The sequence below is a fragment of the Caballeronia arvi genome (genome assembly GCF_001544695.2).
Lineage (GTDB): Bacteria > Pseudomonadota > Gammaproteobacteria > Burkholderiales > Burkholderiaceae > Caballeronia > Caballeronia arvi.
This window is the reverse complement of the sequence record NZ_FCOM02000002.1, coordinates 351,990-368,981: the sequence shown is the minus strand read 5'-3', so window position 1 is coordinate 368,981 and position 16,992 is coordinate 351,990. Positions and strand designations below refer to the sequence as shown.

The 16,992-nt window shown below is 63.8% G+C and carries 13 protein-coding genes; 3 read left to right on the top strand and 10 right to left on the bottom strand.

From position 1 onward, the window contains the following. Positions 1–474: 474 nt before the first annotated feature. The 5 genes from AWB74_RS04740 to msbA form a co-directional block, all read right to left on the bottom strand. Positions 475–957: a hypothetical protein gene (locus AWB74_RS04740; protein WP_061145576.1), complete on the bottom strand. Its 483-nt coding sequence runs from the start codon at positions 955–957 to the stop codon at positions 475–477. Then, positions 954–1,898: a hypothetical protein gene (locus AWB74_RS47165; protein ID WP_061145575.1), complete on the bottom strand. Its 945-nt coding sequence runs from the start codon at positions 1,896–1,898 to the stop codon at positions 954–956. The genes AWB74_RS04740 and AWB74_RS47165 overlap by 4 nt, the downstream gene beginning before the upstream one ends. A gap of 339 nt (positions 1,899–2,237) precedes the next feature. Next, positions 2,238–3,536 carry an O-antigen ligase family protein gene (locus AWB74_RS04730; protein WP_061145574.1) on the bottom strand — a complete coding sequence of 433 codons (1,299 nt, stop codon included), beginning with the start codon at positions 3,534–3,536 and terminating at the stop codon, positions 2,238–2,240. A 60-nt stretch (positions 3,537–3,596) separates the two neighbouring features. After that, on the bottom strand, positions 3,597–4,610 hold the full coding sequence (locus AWB74_RS04725) for a glycosyltransferase family 4 protein (protein ID WP_061145573.1): 1,014 nt from the start codon (positions 4,608–4,610) through the stop codon (positions 3,597–3,599). A 138-nt stretch (positions 4,611–4,748) separates the two neighbouring features. Beyond that, a complete protein-coding gene (gene msbA, locus AWB74_RS04720; RefSeq protein WP_407642398.1) occupies positions 4,749–6,515 on the bottom strand; it encodes a lipid A export permease/ATP-binding protein MsbA in 1,767 nt (588 codons plus the stop codon). A gap of 237 nt (positions 6,516–6,752) precedes the next feature. Here msbA and AWB74_RS04715 point away from each other — a divergent pair, with 237 nt between their 5' ends. Next, positions 6,753–7,514, top strand: a complete 762-nt coding sequence (locus AWB74_RS04715; RefSeq protein ID WP_061145631.1) for a glycosyltransferase family 2 protein — start codon at positions 6,753–6,755, stop codon at positions 7,512–7,514. Between the two features lie 12 nt (positions 7,515–7,526). On the opposite strand, the gene dnaE is transcribed toward AWB74_RS04715, so the two are convergent. Further along, positions 7,527–11,057, bottom strand: coding sequence for a DNA polymerase III subunit alpha (gene dnaE, locus AWB74_RS04710; RefSeq protein WP_061145630.1), 3,531 nt, complete (start codon positions 11,055–11,057; stop codon positions 7,527–7,529). Positions 11,058–11,267: 210 nt separating this feature from the next. Between dnaE and AWB74_RS04705 the strand changes: the two genes are divergently transcribed. Together AWB74_RS04705 and gluQRS are read left to right on the top strand one after the other, a co-directional pair. Then, entirely contained in the window at positions 11,268–12,131 is an 864-nt protein-coding gene (locus AWB74_RS04705) for a sulfurtransferase (RefSeq protein WP_061145571.1), read from the top strand. Next, positions 12,128–13,015: a tRNA glutamyl-Q(34) synthetase GluQRS gene (gluQRS, locus tag AWB74_RS04700; RefSeq protein WP_061145570.1), complete on the top strand. Its 888-nt coding sequence runs from the start codon at positions 12,128–12,130 to the stop codon at positions 13,013–13,015. The genes AWB74_RS04705 and gluQRS overlap by 4 nt, the downstream gene beginning before the upstream one ends. Positions 13,016–13,067: 52 nt before the next feature. Here gluQRS and AWB74_RS04695 read toward each other — a convergent pair whose 3' ends face one another. The 4 genes from AWB74_RS04695 to purT form a co-directional block, all read right to left on the bottom strand. Beyond that, positions 13,068–14,552, bottom strand: coding sequence for a DEAD/DEAH box helicase (locus tag AWB74_RS04695; protein WP_061145569.1), 1,485 nt, complete (start codon positions 14,550–14,552; stop codon positions 13,068–13,070). 489 nt (positions 14,553–15,041) lie between these two features. Continuing rightward, positions 15,042–15,398, bottom strand: coding sequence for an MliC family protein (locus AWB74_RS04690; protein ID WP_061145629.1), 357 nt, complete (start codon positions 15,396–15,398; stop codon positions 15,042–15,044). 47 nt (positions 15,399–15,445) lie between these two features. Beyond that, the gene (locus AWB74_RS45525) at positions 15,446–15,616 is read right to left on the bottom strand and encodes a DUF6726 family protein (RefSeq protein ID WP_143749143.1); all 171 of its coding nucleotides are present in this window, start codon (positions 15,614–15,616) and stop codon (positions 15,446–15,448) included. Positions 15,617–15,647: 31 nt separating this feature from the next. Further along, positions 15,648–16,880, bottom strand: coding sequence for a formate-dependent phosphoribosylglycinamide formyltransferase (gene purT, locus AWB74_RS04685; protein ID WP_061145568.1), 1,233 nt, complete (start codon positions 16,878–16,880; stop codon positions 15,648–15,650). Between the last annotated feature and the right edge of the window lie 112 nt (positions 16,881–16,992).

Here is a 16,992-nt window from a genome sequence, read left to right as displayed (position 1 = left end):
ATTCGACGCCTGCCAACACGCGCAGCGGCACCGTCACATTCCTGTGATCGATGGCAGGCATCGAATAACCCTTAACGACCTCTGCCTGATGCGATCGGCTCAGGGCGACGCATGCGCCCGTCAGCCTGTCGCGACGTCAACGTCGGCTTACGCGTTGAACCGGCATACGGCGATTTCGTGGCGCGATGACATTCCCTCCGTCGTTCGTCCGCAATCCGTAACGTCCATATCGTCGGGTCTCTTCGAGGCGCGCGCTCGCAATTGGTAGCTAGATTGGTAGCTAGAGCACTTTTTCTGTTGCAAATAACCGCCAAACCCTTACCCATAAAGGATCTACGCGACCACTCCATGACAATATGACATTGTGTTGATGTGAGGGTGGCCGGCTGGCGGAGCTGCGTACGTACCCGATGCGGAGGTCTTTCCTCTATAAAAAAGGACGGCGGCGGAAACAAACCACCGCCCGCTCGGTTACTAGTCGGCGCCAGTATCGACTTTTCCGCCTTCGATCACAAAATGCGGAGCGTCAGGATCTGACGGGAACAGGCGCCAGTCTTCATCGCCCGGTATCCCGTTAGCGCGTACAAGCAAACGAACACCCCTCGAAAGCGACAGGCAAACGTCGCCCCCGTCTCCGGCCTCGACCTCCTCAATGCCCGTACTTCCTTGGCCTATAAGTAGGTCACGAATCTGTCGCGTGATCCTGTCCGTACTCTCGTCTGACGCCGCGAAGTCCGAATAGGACGCGAAAAGCGTGCTCCCTTGCTCGATTCTCCAGTCGCACTGGATATGCAACGCCCACGCGCCGACGCGTTTGACGGTGCCTCGACGTGTTGTGACTTCTCGAAGCGGACCGAACTGAAGCGTAAGCATGTCACCTGCGTGGTGCACGCCGCTCACGTCAAACCCATGCAAGACGGAAAGATGGTCGTTTATCTGTTCTTTTGTATTGTTCATTCCGATTGATCTCCGAACATGTCTACAGCGCGCTCCATGATGCCGTGGTATTCAAGATCTTCCGCTTGAATATCATAGTGAAGCCTTCGAGCCTGATCTTTGTTCAAACCAAGCGCCTTGACCACTGCCTTGAACTGCTTGTTCTGCGCCTGATTGTTTCCGGGCCGTCCGTCAGCGCCTCCAAGGTCAAGCACGTTGCCTCCGGGCATCGCTGGCACGTATTCGAACGGCTGCGCGTCGGCGATCCGCGAACTGCCGTCGCTCTCGCCAAGCCTTTTCAGGAGAGGATCGCTGTCGCTTCCGTCGCCCGAGCCAGCGCTGCTGAGCAGCGCACCTGCGGCGGCTTCTGCAGCGCCGAGCCAATCGAAGCCGCCGCCGTCACCGCCCCCGACCGCGCCCGCTCCGGCGAATCGCGCAGCCTTCAGAAGCGCCTCCTGTTTCGACGGGTCATACGGACCCGACAGGACAGGCTCACCGCCGGCGAAGGTGCGCGACGACGGTGGGAACAAGTCACCGGGCGCGCGCAGCCCGGCTGCGAGTGTAGACGCCTGGGAAGCGTCCGCCGGCATGTAGCCGCCGCTCCAATCGTCGGTGCGATCGATGACGGGAATGACGACGTCATCCTCTACCGCCTCCTTGACTGCGTCCTCCAGTTGCTTGTGAGTGTCTCTCGAATCCCCGCGAGCCAGGCCATTCTCGATGGCGAATTCGCCCAGCGCGTCAAGCTCTTCCACGCCAACGTCATCGGCGAGACCACTGGCCAACGGGCTAAGCCAGAACCATTCAAGAAAATCCTCTTTGTCCTGCTCTCGTTGCTTGCGCCGCTCGGCCTCTGACAGCAACGAGAACGCGTAGCTGCTCCGGTGTTCGTCCTCGTATCCGGCTTCGCTGTAAAGCGTGCAGCGCCTTTCGGTGCTCTCATCCAGTTCTACCTTCTCCATGCGCCGCTCCCGTCCCGATCGCTGGATGCATCTTTCACCTTCGTCGACATGTCGCTTTTCCCGTCGCGTTGAAAGGGCGAATAGATAGCATGCCGAAATATCGAGCCGTTCACCCGCGCGGTGTAAGCATCGCGCGTGCAGGTTCGAGTCAGGCGACGATCGCGCCATGCGGACAACTCGACGGCGAAACGGCGGCGGCCAAGTGCCTACGAGCGAGCAAACTACCCATCACCGGCAGCGCGCCGACACGCGGCCGCCTCCCGTAAAGCGGATAAAAGCCGCGCTCATGTCGACAATTCGATAATGCGTTGATAAGCGGACGCGGCCCCGCAACGATCGTCAGGCCCGCCCTTGCGCCGCTTGCCCATCGCGCCCTATCCTGGGCGCCGTGCCGATCAGTATGCCAATGAGGAAAACGAAGAGATTGCCCTCCGTGAAGTTCAGCAGCAGAGAGTTCGCGAGGCAGCCGAGGACGAACGCGAAAAGATAGCCGCTCGCAATCAGCTTCGCGGGCTCCGCCAGCCGCCGGCACTCTCGTCCGATCGCGATCAGGAACCACACGAACAGCGCCACGCCGATGAGCCCGAGCTGCACGCCCATCAGAAAGAACTCGTTGTGCGGATTGCCCGCCATTGCCGCGTGCCCGCCGATTTCCTTGCTCGCGAGCCGCGCGAACTCCGTGCGCACGCTTCCGACGCCGTAGCCGGCAATCGGTCGATGGGCCATCAACTCAAGGCTGCGACTGTAGAACAGGATCCGCACGCCCATCGACGTATTCTTGTTTTGCGTCTCGAACTGGGAGACTTCCTGCGCCGTGTCAGCAAGTCGCCGGTCTTTCGCGTAGAGCACGAAAGCCGCGATGCAAACACACACCGCCGCGACGCCCACGCTCGCGAGCACACGCGAGCGCTTGTCGTATCGACGGAACTGCGCAGCCTGTACGACGAGATAGATCGCGACATACGCGATCGCCACCACCTGCCCGGTGCGCCCCTGGAGCACGAACAGCACGTTGATCAGCGCGAGAAGCGCCACGAGATACAGCGCCTTGCTTCGCCACCCGCTCGCCGCCTTCGCGAGCGCGAAGGACAGGCAGACGAGGAACGCCATCATCAGGCCGCCCGAGATGTGGTCCTTGAATACCCAGGGCCGCCTGACCGGGTCCGGAGCATACATCGGTCCGAATGCAGTCCAACCGAAGTTATTCGTGTACGCCAGCACCATCGACAGTACGAGCGTGGCGAACAGACTCCAGACGGCCCTGCGCGCCCAGATCTTCCCTGCCTCGTCCGCGAAAACGAGCAGCAGGAGCGGGATGAACAGCAGTTTCCGATACTTCATCAGAAAGTCGAATGCCTCTGCGTGCCCCGCGGAACTGTAGACCAGGCTCAGGCTCAGCACGATGAACAGCGCCAGAGCAGCAGCCGCGCCTGACGACCACGTCAGAAACGACCTCGCCCGCCGCCATACCTCAGGCGAAGTCAATGCGAACAGAGCGAATGCAGCCGAACCGACGTTGACGCCCGCCGTCGAAATGGGGATCAGCGCCAGCGTAAGCAACGCGAACCACCGCGCCAGAAACAACTGGTAAGACTCCGTGCCCGACCGGCCCAGTCTTGAGATTTGTGTGACTTCCATGGTGTTGTTCTACTACCCCGTTTTCGAATCGAGCGCCTGACGTGCGTTCAGGACGTTTTTTTAGCGTGAACCGCGCAGATAGAAATCGGCGCGCTCCCTGACCGCCTTGGCCGAATATATCGTCTCCACCGTCGCGCGAGCGCGTGCGCCAGTGGATTCGCGCAGGTCGGCATTCGCGAGGAGCGTGCGCACCAGTTGATCGGCCTCTTCGGTGCGATCGAAAAGGAAGCCGTTCTCGCCGTGACGAATCCAGTCGGCATAACCGCCGCGCCGATGACACACGACCGGCAGCCCGCAAGCCATCGCTTCGAGGACGACGCGCCCGAACGTCTCGACGTGTGCGCCAGTCCGATAATAAAAGATATCGAGGCCACGCAAGAAACTGACTGTCGGAACCGCGCCCTCGAGCAATATCTGCACTCCGGGCACGGCGGCAAGCGCGTCACCCGACGCAGCGGAAAAACTGGTCGCGCCCTGCAGCCTGACTTCCGCCCCGTCGGCGGCCCACGCCCGATAGAGCGCGATATCGTCGATATCGTGCTTGTCGACCGTATCGCGGCTCAGCCGCCCGATCACCGGCCGAACGTTGTCCGGGCGCGGGTCGGGCGAAGGCGAAAAACGTGCGATGTCGATGGGAGACGGCTGCACCTCGCACTCGACGCCGAGCGCGCGCCGCTGGAATTCCGATATCGCCACATACTCCGTCCTCGGCCACCGAAGCATGGCGGGATGCGCGGCGGTCAGCGAGAGGATCTTCGGGTGAAACGTATTGAAAACGTAGATCAGGCGCCGTGGCGCCCGCGCAAGATACGGCCACAACGTATGGCGCCAGTGCGCGCCCACGAAAACGAAGGTGCCTCCGTTCGGGCGCGCCCCCGGCTGAAGGCCGATCCGTCGAATCGCATATCGATGCGCGAGATCGCGCGAACAGCGCGACGAGGACGACCACAGTGTCAGCTCGCTTCTGTCTCGCAGGACGCTGGCGAGGTGCAGCGCCTCCTGCTCGCTGCCACCGTTTTCATTCATGAAGCCGTTGATGATATGAATCACCGGCTTCGGAGCTGCATTAGGCATGGCAGATGTGAGTAATGCGGGTTGAAGCTCACGAATCGTCGCTGAATCGACGGACCGCCAAAGACACGCCGCAACGCTCGCTGAACTGTCGCCGGTTCGCCATCGCTTCGGTTGCGGACGAAGCACAGCGCGAACGGATCAAGCCGCCTGCTGCTGATATTGGATGCGATGCAGATGGGCATAGAGCCCGTCCTGTTGCAACAGCTCTGCGTGACTGCCCTGCTCGATGATCTTCCCGCCATCGAGCACGACGATCCGGTCGGCACGTTCGATGGTCGATAGCCGGTGCGCGATGACGAGCGTCGTGCGGCCTTTCATCAGCGTTTCCAGTGCCGACTGCACGTGGCGCTCCGACTCCGAGTCCAGGGCCGAAGTCGCTTCATCGAGCACGAGAATCGGTGCGTCCTTGTAGATGGCGCGTGCGATCGCGAGACGTTGGCGCTGCCCGCCCGACAGCCGCATTCCGTTCCCTCCGACGAGCGTGTCGATGCCCTGCGGCAGTGACGCGACGACGTCGGCGAGATTGGCTGCGGCAAGCGCGGCAAGCACCTTTTCGCGGTCCGGGATCGTACCATACGCGACATTGGCCGCGATGGTGTCGTTGAACAGCACGACGTCCTGGCTGACCATCGCGATCTGCGCGCGCAGGTCGTGCACGGCGAGTTCGGGCAACGGGATGCCATCGACCAGCACTTCGCCTTCGGCGGGATCGAAAAAGCGCGGAAGCAGGTTCGCCAGCGTGGTCTTGCCGCTCCCCGACGGCCCCGCCAGTGCGACCATCTCGCCGGGCGCGATCTTGAACGACACGCGATCCAGCGTGGTGCGCTCTCGCGAGCCATAGTTGAACGACACGTTGCGGAATTCGACGCTGCCCTGAGCGCGTTCGAGACGACGCCCGCCGCCTGCGTGCTCCGGCGGTTCGTCGATGAGGCCGAAGATCAGCTCGGCCGCGGTCACGCCGCGCTGGAGCGGCTGATTGACGTCGATCAGATGTTTGAGCGGCGAGATGACGAGCAACATCGACGTCACGAACGCAACGAAGCCGCCGACCGTCGTCTGATCGCTCGCCGATTGCAGCACGGCGATGGTAATCACGATGGCGAGCGCGATGGACGCCAGGAATTGCGTCAACGGCTGCGCCAGTCCGCCCGAGACCTGCATGCGCATGGAGTAGCCGCGCAGGCGGTTGCTCATCTCCGTGAAACGCCCGGTCTCGTACGGCTCGCCGTTATGCACCTTCACGACCTTATAGCCGCCCACGGTCTCTTCGACGATATACGAGAGATCGTTGGTGAGCATCTGATGCTCACGGTTCAGACGGCGCAGGCGGCGGTTGATCTTCGAGACCAGCCAGCCGATGGCAGGCAGGATCAGCGCGACGATCAGCGTGAGGCGCCAGTTGAGAATGAAGAGATAACCCAGCAGAAAGACGACCGTCAGGGAGTCGCGCACGAGCGTCACGACCACGCCGGACAAAATCTGCAGAACCTGATTGACCTCGAAGACGATCGCGTTGATGACCGTGCTCGCCGTCTCGCGCTGGAAGAACCCGGCGCCCGCGTGCAGCATGCGATCGAACATCTTGAGCCGCAGTTGCAGCAAGATCTTGTTCGACACATAGGAAAGCAGATAGCCGGACGCGTACTGCGCGGTCCCTCTCACGAGCGCAAGCCCGATCACGGCCGCGGGCACCACCCATTTCGCCTTCTCGCTCCCGTTCGTCCCGAAGCCGTGATCGAGCAAGGGCTTGAGCAACATCGGGATGCCGGCTTCACTCGCGGCGACGAAACCCATTGCGACGAGGCCGAGCAGCACGATGCTCATCAACGGCCGAACATAGGGCCATAGCCGCCTGACGACGGCCGTGGACGATGAATGCTCGCCGCCGCCTATGGTTTTTCTCAGTGTCTGCTTCTCGGTCAAATCATCCTCTACGTGCGTTGCCCCGCGCGCGAGACGCGGCCGGGCGGAAGGTCATGCCGAACGCCTTCTGGCCGGGCGTCACAATTTCCGTCATTTTAAACCGTCGTGCAGGCGACGCTCACAATGGTTCCGCGTTCGCTCGCGGTGCGTCTGCTTCGCCGGCCGGGCGCCAGCGGTCGATGGTCTTACAATACGCGTACCCGATTTCATCCCGACGACATGACGCATCCCACACTCGGCATCGCTCTCATTACGCACAACGCGGCCGCGCGGCTCGCGCAATGCCTGACATCCGTTTCCTTTGCCGATGAAATCGTCGTGGTCGACGGAGGCAGCACCGATGGAACCGTCGAGATCGCGCGTGCCCACGGTGCGCGCGTCAGCATCCAGCGTGACTGGCCCGGCTTCGGGCCGCAGAAGAACCGGGCGCTCGACGCGCTCTCGACCGACTGGATTCTCTCCATCGATGCGGACGAAGTCGTCACACCGGAACTCGCCGCCGCGATACGGGCCGCGATCGCCACACCCGCGGCCGACGTGTATTCAGTAGACCGCCTGTCGAGCTTTTGCGGCCAATGGATCAGGCACAGCGGCTGGTACCCGGACTGGATTCCGCGGCTCTTCAGGCGCTCGTCGGCACGTTTCTCGGACGACCTCGTGCACGAGCGGCTGATGGTTCCGGCCAACACGCCTGTCATGCGTCTGCAGGGCAAGCTGATGCACTACTCGTACGAAGACTTCGAGACCGTATTGCGCAAACTGGATGCGTACTCCACGGCGGGCGCGCTGCAGCGCCATGCCGCGGGAAAGCGAGGAAGCCTGAGCATCGCGATCACGCGAGGACTGTGGGCCTTCGCGAGAACCTACCTTCTCCGACGCGGTTTTCTCGACGGGCGCTCGGGCTTCCTGATCGCCGTGTTCAATGCTCAGACCGTGTACTACCGGTTTCTGAAGCTGGCCCATCTCGACCAGCCTCGTTAGACCGCATTTGCCTCAGTAAACGATTTCGATCGCGCTGCCGGCGAATTCGCCACGCAGCGCCGTGATGAGTTCGTCGGTTGGCTTGACGCGCCACGCATCGCCAAGACGCACTTCGCCTTCGGCGTGCTCGCTACGATAGACGATGTTCACGTTCAGCCCGTTCGGAATCGGCGTGCTCTGGCGCGAACGGCCGTTATCGCGCGCGGGCGGCGCAACGGGCGCGGGCGTCTCGGCGCCCGCGGCATGCGCTTCGAGCACGCGGCGCAGACGCAAGGCGTCGGCGTTGCCGTTCATCTCGACCTTCACGGACTGCGCATAACGGCTGCGCGCGCGTTCGAGATCCATCGCCGTATCGACGGTAAAGCGGATGCCGCCCGTGAACGCATCGTTGCGCGCCTGCCCCTGCACGACGAGCAGCTCGTCTTCCTTGAAGAGCGCCTTGTTCGCTTCGAACTGCTCGTTGAAGACGGTGACTTCGCACTGGCCGCTGCCGTCGTCGAGATTGACGATCAGCATCTTGCCGCGCTGAGTCATCTGCGTGCGCATCGCGGAGATCACGCCCGCGACCAGCTTGTCGCGCCCTTCCTTCAGCTCGCCGATCTTCTGGCGCACGAAACGGCGCACTTCGCCCTTGTAGGCGTCGAAAAGGTGCCCCGACAGATAGAAGCCGAGCGCGGTCTTCTCTTCCTGCAGACGCTTCTTGTCCGACCACATCGCCTCGTCGACGTATTCGTGCTTCGCGAGCGGCGCGTCGCCCATGTCGAAGAGGCCGGCCTGCATGGCGTTGGCAGCGGCCTGATCGGCGGCTTCCATCGCCATAGGCACGGAGGCGAGCAGTTGCGCGCGATTCGCGTGCATCGAATCGAACGCGCCGGAGCGGATCAGCGCCTCGACGGTGCGGCGGTTCACGACACGCCGGTCGATGCGCTCGCAGAAATCGAACAGATCGGCGAACGGTCCGTCCTCACGCGCGCGCAGAATTTCCTCGATGGCGTTCTGGCCGCTGCCCTTCACCGCGCCCAGGCCGTAGCGGATGGTCTTCGAGCGCGTGCCGTCCGGTTCCGCGACCGGCTCGAAGCGATACGCCGACTGGTTGATATCCGGCGGCAGCACCTTCATGCCATTCGTCGCGCAATCCTCGAAGAGGATCTTCACCTTGTCGGTGTCGTCCATCGCGAGCGACATGTTGGCCGCCATGAATTCCGCCGGATGGTGCGCCTTCAGCCACGCTGTGTGATACGCGAGCAATGCATACGCGGCCGCGTGCGACTTGTTGAAGCCGTAGCCCGCGAACTTCTCCATCAGGTCGAAGGTTTCGTCCGCTTTCGCGCGCGTGAGGCCGTTCTTGGCCGCGCCTTCCGCGAAGATCTCACGGTGCTTGGCCATTTCCTCGGGCTTTTTCTTGCCCATCGCGCGACGCAGCAAGTCCGCGCCGCCGAGCGAGTAGCCGCCGATGATCTGCGCCATCTGCATCACCTGCTCCTGATAGACCATGATGCCGTAGGTCTCTTTCAGAACAGGTTCGACGCGCGGGTCCGGATACTCGACGATCTCGCGCCCGTGCTTGCGCGCGCAGAAGCTCGGGATCAGGTCCATCGGGCCCGGACGATACAGCGCCACCAGCGCGATGATGTCCTCGAAGCGGTCCGGCTGCGCGTCTTTCAGCATGCCCTGCATGCCGCGGCTTTCCAGCTGGAACACGGCGACGGTGTTCGCCTTCTTCAGAATCTGGAACGACGCCGGATCGTCGAGCGGCACCTGCGCGAGATTCCAGTCCTTCTTCGACGGATCGAGACGGCGAATGTAACGCTCGGCCCAGTCGAGGATCGTGAGCGTGGTCAGGCCCAGAAAGTCGAACTTCACGAGGCCGACGGCTTCAACGTCGTCCTTGTCGTACTGGCTGACGACGCCGCCGTCCTCGCCCTGCGTATAGAGCGGACAAAAATCCGTGAGCTTGCCCGGCGCGATCAGCACGCCGCCCGCGTGCATGCCCACGTTTCGCGTGAGCCCTTCGACGCGCTGCGCGAGTTCCAGCAGCTGATGCACTTCGTCTTCGGAATCGAAGCGCTCCTGCAGCGTGGGCTCTTCCTTCATCGCGTCCGCGATGGTCACGTGCTTGCCCGGCTTGAACGGAATCAGCTTTGCGACGCCGTCGGTGAACATGTAGCCGAGATCGAGCACGCGGCCGATATCGCGCACCGCGGCCTTCGCGGCCATCGTGCCGAACGTGGCGATCTGCGACACCGCGTCCGCGCCGTACTTGCCCTTCACATACTGAATGACGCGGTCGCGCCCTTCCTGACAGAAGTCGATATCGAAGTCGGGCATCGATACGCGTTCCGGATTCAGGAAGCGCTCGAACAGCAGGTTGTAGCGCAGCGGGTCCAGATCCGTGATGCCGAGCGCATACGCGACGAGCGAGCCCGCGCCCGAGCCGCGGCCCGGACCGACCGGCACGCCATTGTTCTTCGCCCACATGATGAAGTCGGCGACGATCAGGAAGTAGCCCGGAAAGCCCATCTTGATGATCGTGCCGCACTCGAACTCGAGGCGCGCGTAATACGTCTCGCGCTGCGCGTCGCGCTCGGCCGCATCGGGATAAAGCTGTTGCAGGCGAACTTCGAGCCCTTCCTTCGACAACTGCACGAGGTAGTCGTCGAGCGAGAGGCCATCCGGCGTCGGGAAGAGCGGGAGCTTCGGCTTGCCAAGTTCGAGCGTCAGATTGCAGCGCTTGGCGATTTCGACGGTGTTCACGAGCGCCGACGGAATGTCCGCGAAAAGCGCGCACATCTCGTCCTGCGTGCGGAAATACTGATCCTGCGTGAAGCGTTTTTGCCGGCGCGGATTCGCGAGGATATCGCCTTCGGAGATGCACACGCGCGCTTCGTGCGCGGTGAAATCATCGGGCGTCATGAACTGCATCGGATGCGTCGCGACGACCGGCAGCCTGAGCTTCGCGGCCAGCGTAACGGCTTCCTGAATGTAAGACTGCTCGCCCGGCTGCCCCGCGCGCTGCAGTTCGATATAGAACGTGTTCGGAAAGAGCTTCGCCCAGCGCGCGGCATGGCGCTCCGCGCTCGCCGCATTGCCGGCCGCCAGCGCCATGCCGATATCACCCGTCTGCGCGCCCGACAGCGCGAGCAGACCTTCGGCCAGACCGCTTTCGAGCCACTCGAGCAAGACCTCGGCGCGGCCGCGATACTGATTCGTCAGCCACGCGCGGCTCAACAGCTCGCACAGATTGAGGTAGCCCTGCGTGTTGCGCACGAGCAGGAGCAGACGCGAGGGCTTGTCGCGATCGTCGGGATTGGTGATCCAGACGTCGCACCCGGCGATGGGTTTCACGCCATTGCCGCGCGCTTCCTTGTAGAAGCGCACGAGACCGAATGCGTTGCCGAGATCGGTCAGCGCAAGCGCGCCTTGCCCGTCTTGCGCGGCAGCTTTGACGACGTCGTCCAGGCGCACGATGCCGTCGGCGATCGAGAATTCGGAGTGGACGCGGAGATGAACGAAGCGGGGATCTGACATGGCGGTATTGTACATGCGGGCCGTCGCGAAAATCGGCGGCGACGGCGCGCTGGCCGAACGGATAAGGCCTTGACGGCTCTCGAAATTGCGCGCGCGCAAGCGCTCTGGAAACGTCGCGCGGCGCAATGCAAGGGCGCGCGCCGTTTGCGGGATAATACGTGTTTTGCGCGGCGCTTTCGTCCGCAACTTTTACTCGTTACAAGCCGCATCACGCGTCAACCGATCATGAGCATTCTGAACCTCTCCGCCTACAAATTCGTCACCATCGAAGACGGTCCCGCGTGGCGACCGCTCGTCACCGAACGCTGCAACGCGCTCGGTCTCAAGGGCACGATTCTGCTGGCGCCCGAGGGCATCAATCTTTTCATTGCCGGACCGATTGCCGAAGTCCGCGAATTCATCGACTACATCCGCACGGACGCGCTCTTCGGCGGCCGTTTCGCCGATCTGCAATTCAAGGAAAGCCTCTCCGCGAAGCAGCCGTTCCGCCGCATGCTGGTGAAGCTCAAGCGCGAAATCATCACGATGAAAAAGCCCGCGATCAAGCCGGAACTCGGCCGCGCGCCTTTCGTCGACGCGCCCACGCTCAAAACCTGGCTCGACCGCGGCCACGACGACACCGGCCGTCCCGTCGTGATGCTCGACACGCGCAACGCGTTCGAAGTGGATGTCGGCACGTTCGACCATGCGCTCGATTACCGCATCACGAAGTTCAGCGAGTTTCCGGAAGTCATCGAGCAAAACCGCGCCGATCTCGAAGGCAAGACGGTCGTCTCGTTCTGTACGGGCGGTATTCGCTGCGAAAAGGCCGCGATTCACATGAAGGAAGTCGGCATCGAGCATGTTTATCAGCTCGAAGGCGGCATTCTGAAGTACTTCGAGGAAGTGGGCGGCGCGCATTACACCGGCGAATGCTTCGTGTTCGATTACCGCACCGCGCTCGATCCGAATCTGCAGCCAACCGCGACCGTGCAATGCTTCGGCTGCCGCGCGGTGGTGTCGGTCGAAGATCAGGCGTCGCCGTACTACAAGCCGGGCGAGACGTGCCCGGCTTGTCATCCTGAAGCGAAGATCAGCCAGGCGGCATGATCTATCGCGGTCCTTATCGGGGAAGATTCGCGCCCTCGCCCACCGGTCCGCTGCACGCGGGCTCGCTCGTCAGCGCGCTCGCGAGTTTTCTCGATGCCCGCGCGCACGGCGGAAGCTGGATCGTACGCATCGAAGACGTCGATGCGCCGCGCACCGTGCCCGGCGCCGCCGACGAAATTCTCGCGACGCTCGCGCACTTCGGCATGCATTCCGATGAGTCTCCGGTCTGGCAGAGCGAACGCGACGTCGCGTACGCGACCGCGTTCGCGCGGCTGCAGACGATGGGCTTCGTCTATCCGTGCGGCTGCACGCGCCGCGAAATCGCGGATTCGCTCGTGCACGCCCATGCGCGTCACGCGACGCTCGCCTATCCGGGAACGTGCCGCGATGGGTTGCACGGCAAGCCGGCGCGTGCGTGGCGGCTGCGCGTGCCGGATGGCGATGCGGCCGTCGTGACTTTCGACGATCGCTGGCAAGGCATGCAGACGCAAAATCTCGCGACCGAAGTCGGCGATTTCGCGCTGAAGCGTGCCGATGGCTTGTGGGCGTATCAGCTTGCAGTCGTCGTCGATGACGCCGACGCCGGTATCACGCACGTCGTGCGCGGCGCCGATCTGCTCGATTCGACGGCGCGGCAAATCTATCTGCAACAGTGTCTCGAAGCGCCCACACCGACCTATCTGCATGTTCCCGTCGTCAATAACGACGCCGGTGAAAAGCTGAGCAAGCAGACGGGCGCGGCCCCGCTCGATCGCCACGCACCGCTCGATGCGCTCGTGCAGGCGGCGCGGCATCTGGGCATCGACGTATCGTCGTCGGCCGCTTCGCTCGATACGTTCTACAGCGCCGCGACGGCCGATTGGGCGAAGCGCTTCGCGCGCTGATTTCCGACTCCAGAAGCAAAAAAGGCAGCAACATGGGCTGCCTTCCTGACATTTACGACGTCTTGCGGGGCATTCCCAGCCCACCGAGCAGCGCCGCGAGCGGCTGCTTCGGCGCGCTCTTGCGCTCGGGCTCGACCGTCTCTTCCTGATGACGCTTCATCGCCGACGGCGACGGCTCGTACGGCTTCAGGAAGAATTCGTCGATAGGCTGCTGGCGGCCACGCGGACGATCATGCGTGCCCGCCGCCGTGCGGCGGCGCGGACCGGCCTCGTCACGCGAGCCGTGGCGATGCTCGGCGCGCTCCGGGCGGCCGAAGCGCTCATCGCGTCGCGGTGCGGACGTCGGGCCATCGCGGCGCGCGCGCATCGTCACTTCGAGATGTTCGACTTCGAGCGGACGTTTGATGAGTTTCTCGATGTCGGCGAGCTGTTTGCGCTCGTTCGCGCTGCACAGTGAAAGCGCGTCGCCCGACGCGCCCGCGCGGCCCGTGCGGCCGATGCGGTGCACGTAATCTTCGGCATTGAACGGCAGATCGAAGTTGATGACCGCCGGCAATTCGGCGATGTCGAGACCGCGCGCGGCGACATCGGTGGCGACGAGCGCTTCGATCTCGCCGCGCTTGAACGCGTCGAGCGCCTGCATGCGCTCGCTCTGCGTGCGGTCGCCGTGAATCGCCGTCGCGACGATGCCATCGCGCTCCAGCACGCGCGCGAGGCGGCTCGCGCCGATCTTGCTGTTGCAGAACACGATGACCTGCTTCAGCTCGCGCTCGCGGATGAGCTGCGCGACCGCGCCGGATTTGTCGCTCTCATGAACCTCGAAGACGATCTGGCGCACGTTCGTCGCGGTCGAATTGCTGCGCGCGACTTCGATCGTCTGCGGATTGCGCAGATACGTGGACGCGAGCTTCTTGATCTCCGGCGAGAACGTCGCGGAGAAAAGCAGCGTTTGACGCTCCTTCGGCAGCAGATTCAGGATGCGTTGCAGGTCGGGCAGAAAGCCCATGTCGAGCATGCGGTCGGCTTCGTCGAGCACGAGCATCTGCACCTGACCGAGATTGACCGTCTTTTGCTGGACGTGATCGAGCAGGCGTCCGGGCGTCGCGATCAGAATTTCGACACCGCGGCGCAGCGCCTCAGACTGCGGATTCATGTCGACGCCGCCGAACACGACGGTGCTGCGCAACGGCGTGTGCTTCGAGTAGGTCTGCACGTTGGCGGCGACCTGATCGGCGAGCTCGCGCGTCGGCGTGAGCATCAGCGCGCGCACCGGGTGGCGCGCCGGCGAAGCGCTCGTGTTCGCGTTCGGCAACAGGCGCTGGATGATCGGCAGCGAGAAGCTCGCGGTCTTGCCGGTGCCGGTCTGCGCGGCGCCCATGACATCGCGGCCCGCGAGGACGACCGGAATCGCCTGCGCCTGGATCGGCGTGGGCGTGGTGTAGCCGGACTCGCGCACCGCTCTCAGGATGTCGGCGGCCAAACCGAATTGGTCGAACGTAGGCGCGGCAGACGTGTTCGTGGCGACGGAATCAGACATGGTGACTATATGGGCTTTCGCTAAAGTGCCGCTCGATGCGGCGCGCGTAAAAATCGGTCGGGTCGTTCGATCGTCGCGATCGGTTGCTTACGCGGATGGGTTTCGTAGGCGCACACGGCGCGTCAGTCAGTGCTCTTTCAGCACTCGATCAGCGCATCGTGCGCAGCGCCGGGCGTGGCGGCCGGTTCATCGAGCCAGGTTCGCCCGGTTCGAGCGCCGTTCGTTTCAATTCGCGAGCCCACGCTCAGATGGAACACGGCTTCGATGACGCCTTCAAGGCACGTGCATCGCTCGCTTGCGGTTTGTGGGCGCCCGGCGCCCGTGTGCCGCTCGTGCCGGCATGAACGGCGATGCCGGAAAATTGGACATTCGGCCCGGCTGACACATTCATCGCCGGAAAGCCACGCATTGTAGCACCGCGCGCCGATGCGCTCCGGCGGCACGCGGCCGCGCCGTCGAGGCCGGGACAAGTACGCGGCGCGCCCGGCCCTACTTCTTGCGCGCCACGCAATCCGCGAGCAGCGGCGGCGAATCCTTCGCGGCCATTTCGTCGTAGAGATTGGCTTGCGGGCCTTTGGTCCACCACGTGTATTGATCGGCGACGTATCGGGCGCCCGATCCTGCGATCACGTTCACGAACAGCAGCTTGCGTCCGTCGACGGTCAGCGCCGCGAAGCTCTGACGATTGCGCGTGCTGGTGTACTGAACGGACACGCTCTTGCCGTCCTTGCAGTCGTAGCGGGTCGTCTGCGTCGATGCGGTCTGGATCTGCGGCACGGTGAGCGGCATCGCGAGCACGGTGTGGGCGCCGAGCGACGCGAGCAAAAGGGCGAAAAGCTTTTTCATCATCTGGTTCGCGGTTCGTTGGATGCCGGTGCGGGGGTCGGGTTGGATCACGGATCGATCACCTCCGCGCATGCGTCGGTGGGCGCGGCGGCGACGTGGCCCACCACCGGCACGATCTTCAGCCCCGCCGACGCAATCCGGCACGGCGCTGCCGCCAGGCCGCAGCCCGACAGTCCAATGCACACCACGACGAGCGCGGCCAGCGCTTTCCATTTCACGTTCTCGCTCCCGCCAGCGCACGCGCGCCGCTCAACTGGCCGTGACCGGCTTGACCTTCGATGCCGCGAGCTTCGCGCGCTCGCGGGCTTCGTCCGTATCGGCCCCCGTCGCGAGTGCAACGCCCATGCGCCGTTTCGCGAAGCTCTCCGGTTTGCCGAACAGCCGCAGATCCGCGCCCGGCACGGCGAGCGCTTCGGCCACGCCCTCGAACGCGATGCCCGCCTCGTCCAGCCCGCCGTAGATCACGGCGGACGCGCCCGGCGCCGCAAGCGCGGTGTCGACAGGCAATCCGAGAATCGCGCGCGCATGCAGCTCGAACTCGGAGAAGCGCTGCGTCGAGAGTGTGACGAGGCCGGTATCGTGCGGGCGCGGACTCACCTCCGAGAACCACACGTCGTCGCCGCGCACGAAAAGCTCGACGCCGAAAAGCCCGCGGCCGCCGAGCGCGGTCGTCACCTTCGCGGCGACATCGCGCGCTTTCGCGAGCGCGGCCGGGCTCATCGCCTGCGGCTGCCACGACTCGACGTAATCGCCCGCCACCTGCACATGGCCGATCGGCTCGCAGAAATACGTCTGGGTCTCGCCGCTCGCCGCATCCGCCGCGCGCACGGTGAGCTGCGTGATTTCATAGTCGAAGTCGATGAAGCCCTCGACGATCACCCGCCCGTGATTCACGCGGCCGCCCGCCATCGCATAGTTCCACGCGGGTTCGATGTCCGCGTCGCACTTCAGCACCGACTGCCCCTTGCCCGACGACGACATGACCGGCTTCACGACACACGGAAAACCGATCGTGACGATCGCCGCCTTCATCTCGTCGAGCGACTGCGCGAACGCATACGGCGAAGTCGGCAGCCCGAGCTCCTCGGCAGCGAGACGCCGGATGCCTTCGCGGTTCATCGTGAGCTGCGTGGCGCGCGCGGTCGGGATGACGGTCGCGAGTCCGGCCGATTCGATGGCGGCGAGCGCGTCGGTGGCGATCGCCTCGATCTCCGGCACGATCAGATGCGGCTGTTCCTTTTCGACGAGCGCCCGCAGCGCGGCGGCGTCGGTCATGTCGATCACGTGCGCGCGATGCGCGACCTGATGCCCGGGCGCATTCGCATAGCGATCCACCGCGATGACTTCGACGCCCAGCCGCTGCAACGCGATGATCACTTCCTTGCCGAGCTCGCCCGCGCCGAGCAGCATCACGCGCGTGGCGTTGGGGGACAGCGGCGTGCCGATGCGCATGGCGCCAGCGCGAAGTGGACCGGTTTGCATGAGTGCTCCAGGAATGGATCGGATGACGAGGCCGAAAGCGGAAGGCCAGCGAATTGGGCGCGATGTTAACACGCAGCGCCCGCGCCGACACTTTGCCGTCCGGCCTATTGAC

Coding starts and splice junctions, on each gene's coding strand:
- AWB74_RS04715 (WP_061145631.1), top strand. CDS start 6,753: ATGACGCATCCCACACTCGGCATCGCTCTCATTACGCACAACGCGGCC.
- purT (WP_061145568.1), bottom strand. CDS start 16,880: ATGCAAACCGGTCCACTTCGCGCTGGCGCCATGCGCATCGGCACGCCG.
- AWB74_RS04725 (WP_061145573.1), bottom strand. CDS start 4,610: ATGCCTAATGCAGCTCCGAAGCCGGTGATTCATATCATCAACGGCTTC.
- AWB74_RS04695 (WP_061145569.1), bottom strand. CDS start 14,552: ATGTCTGATTCCGTCGCCACGAACACGTCTGCCGCGCCTACGTTCGAC.
- AWB74_RS04705 (WP_061145571.1), top strand. CDS start 11,268: ATGAGCATTCTGAACCTCTCCGCCTACAAATTCGTCACCATCGAAGAC.
- dnaE (WP_061145630.1), bottom strand. CDS start 11,057: ATGTACAATACCGCCATGTCAGATCCCCGCTTCGTTCATCTCCGCGTC.
- AWB74_RS04690 (WP_061145629.1), bottom strand. CDS start 15,398: ATGAAAAAGCTTTTCGCCCTTTTGCTCGCGTCGCTCGGCGCCCACACC.
- AWB74_RS04740 (WP_061145576.1), bottom strand. CDS start 957: ATGAACAATACAAAAGAACAGATAAACGACCATCTTTCCGTCTTGCAT.
- gluQRS (WP_061145570.1), top strand. CDS start 12,128: ATGATCTATCGCGGTCCTTATCGGGGAAGATTCGCGCCCTCGCCCACC.
- AWB74_RS47165 (WP_061145575.1), bottom strand. CDS start 1,898: ATGGAGAAGGTAGAACTGGATGAGAGCACCGAAAGGCGCTGCACGCTT.
- AWB74_RS04730 (WP_061145574.1), bottom strand. CDS start 3,536: ATGGAAGTCACACAAATCTCAAGACTGGGCCGGTCGGGCACGGAGTCT.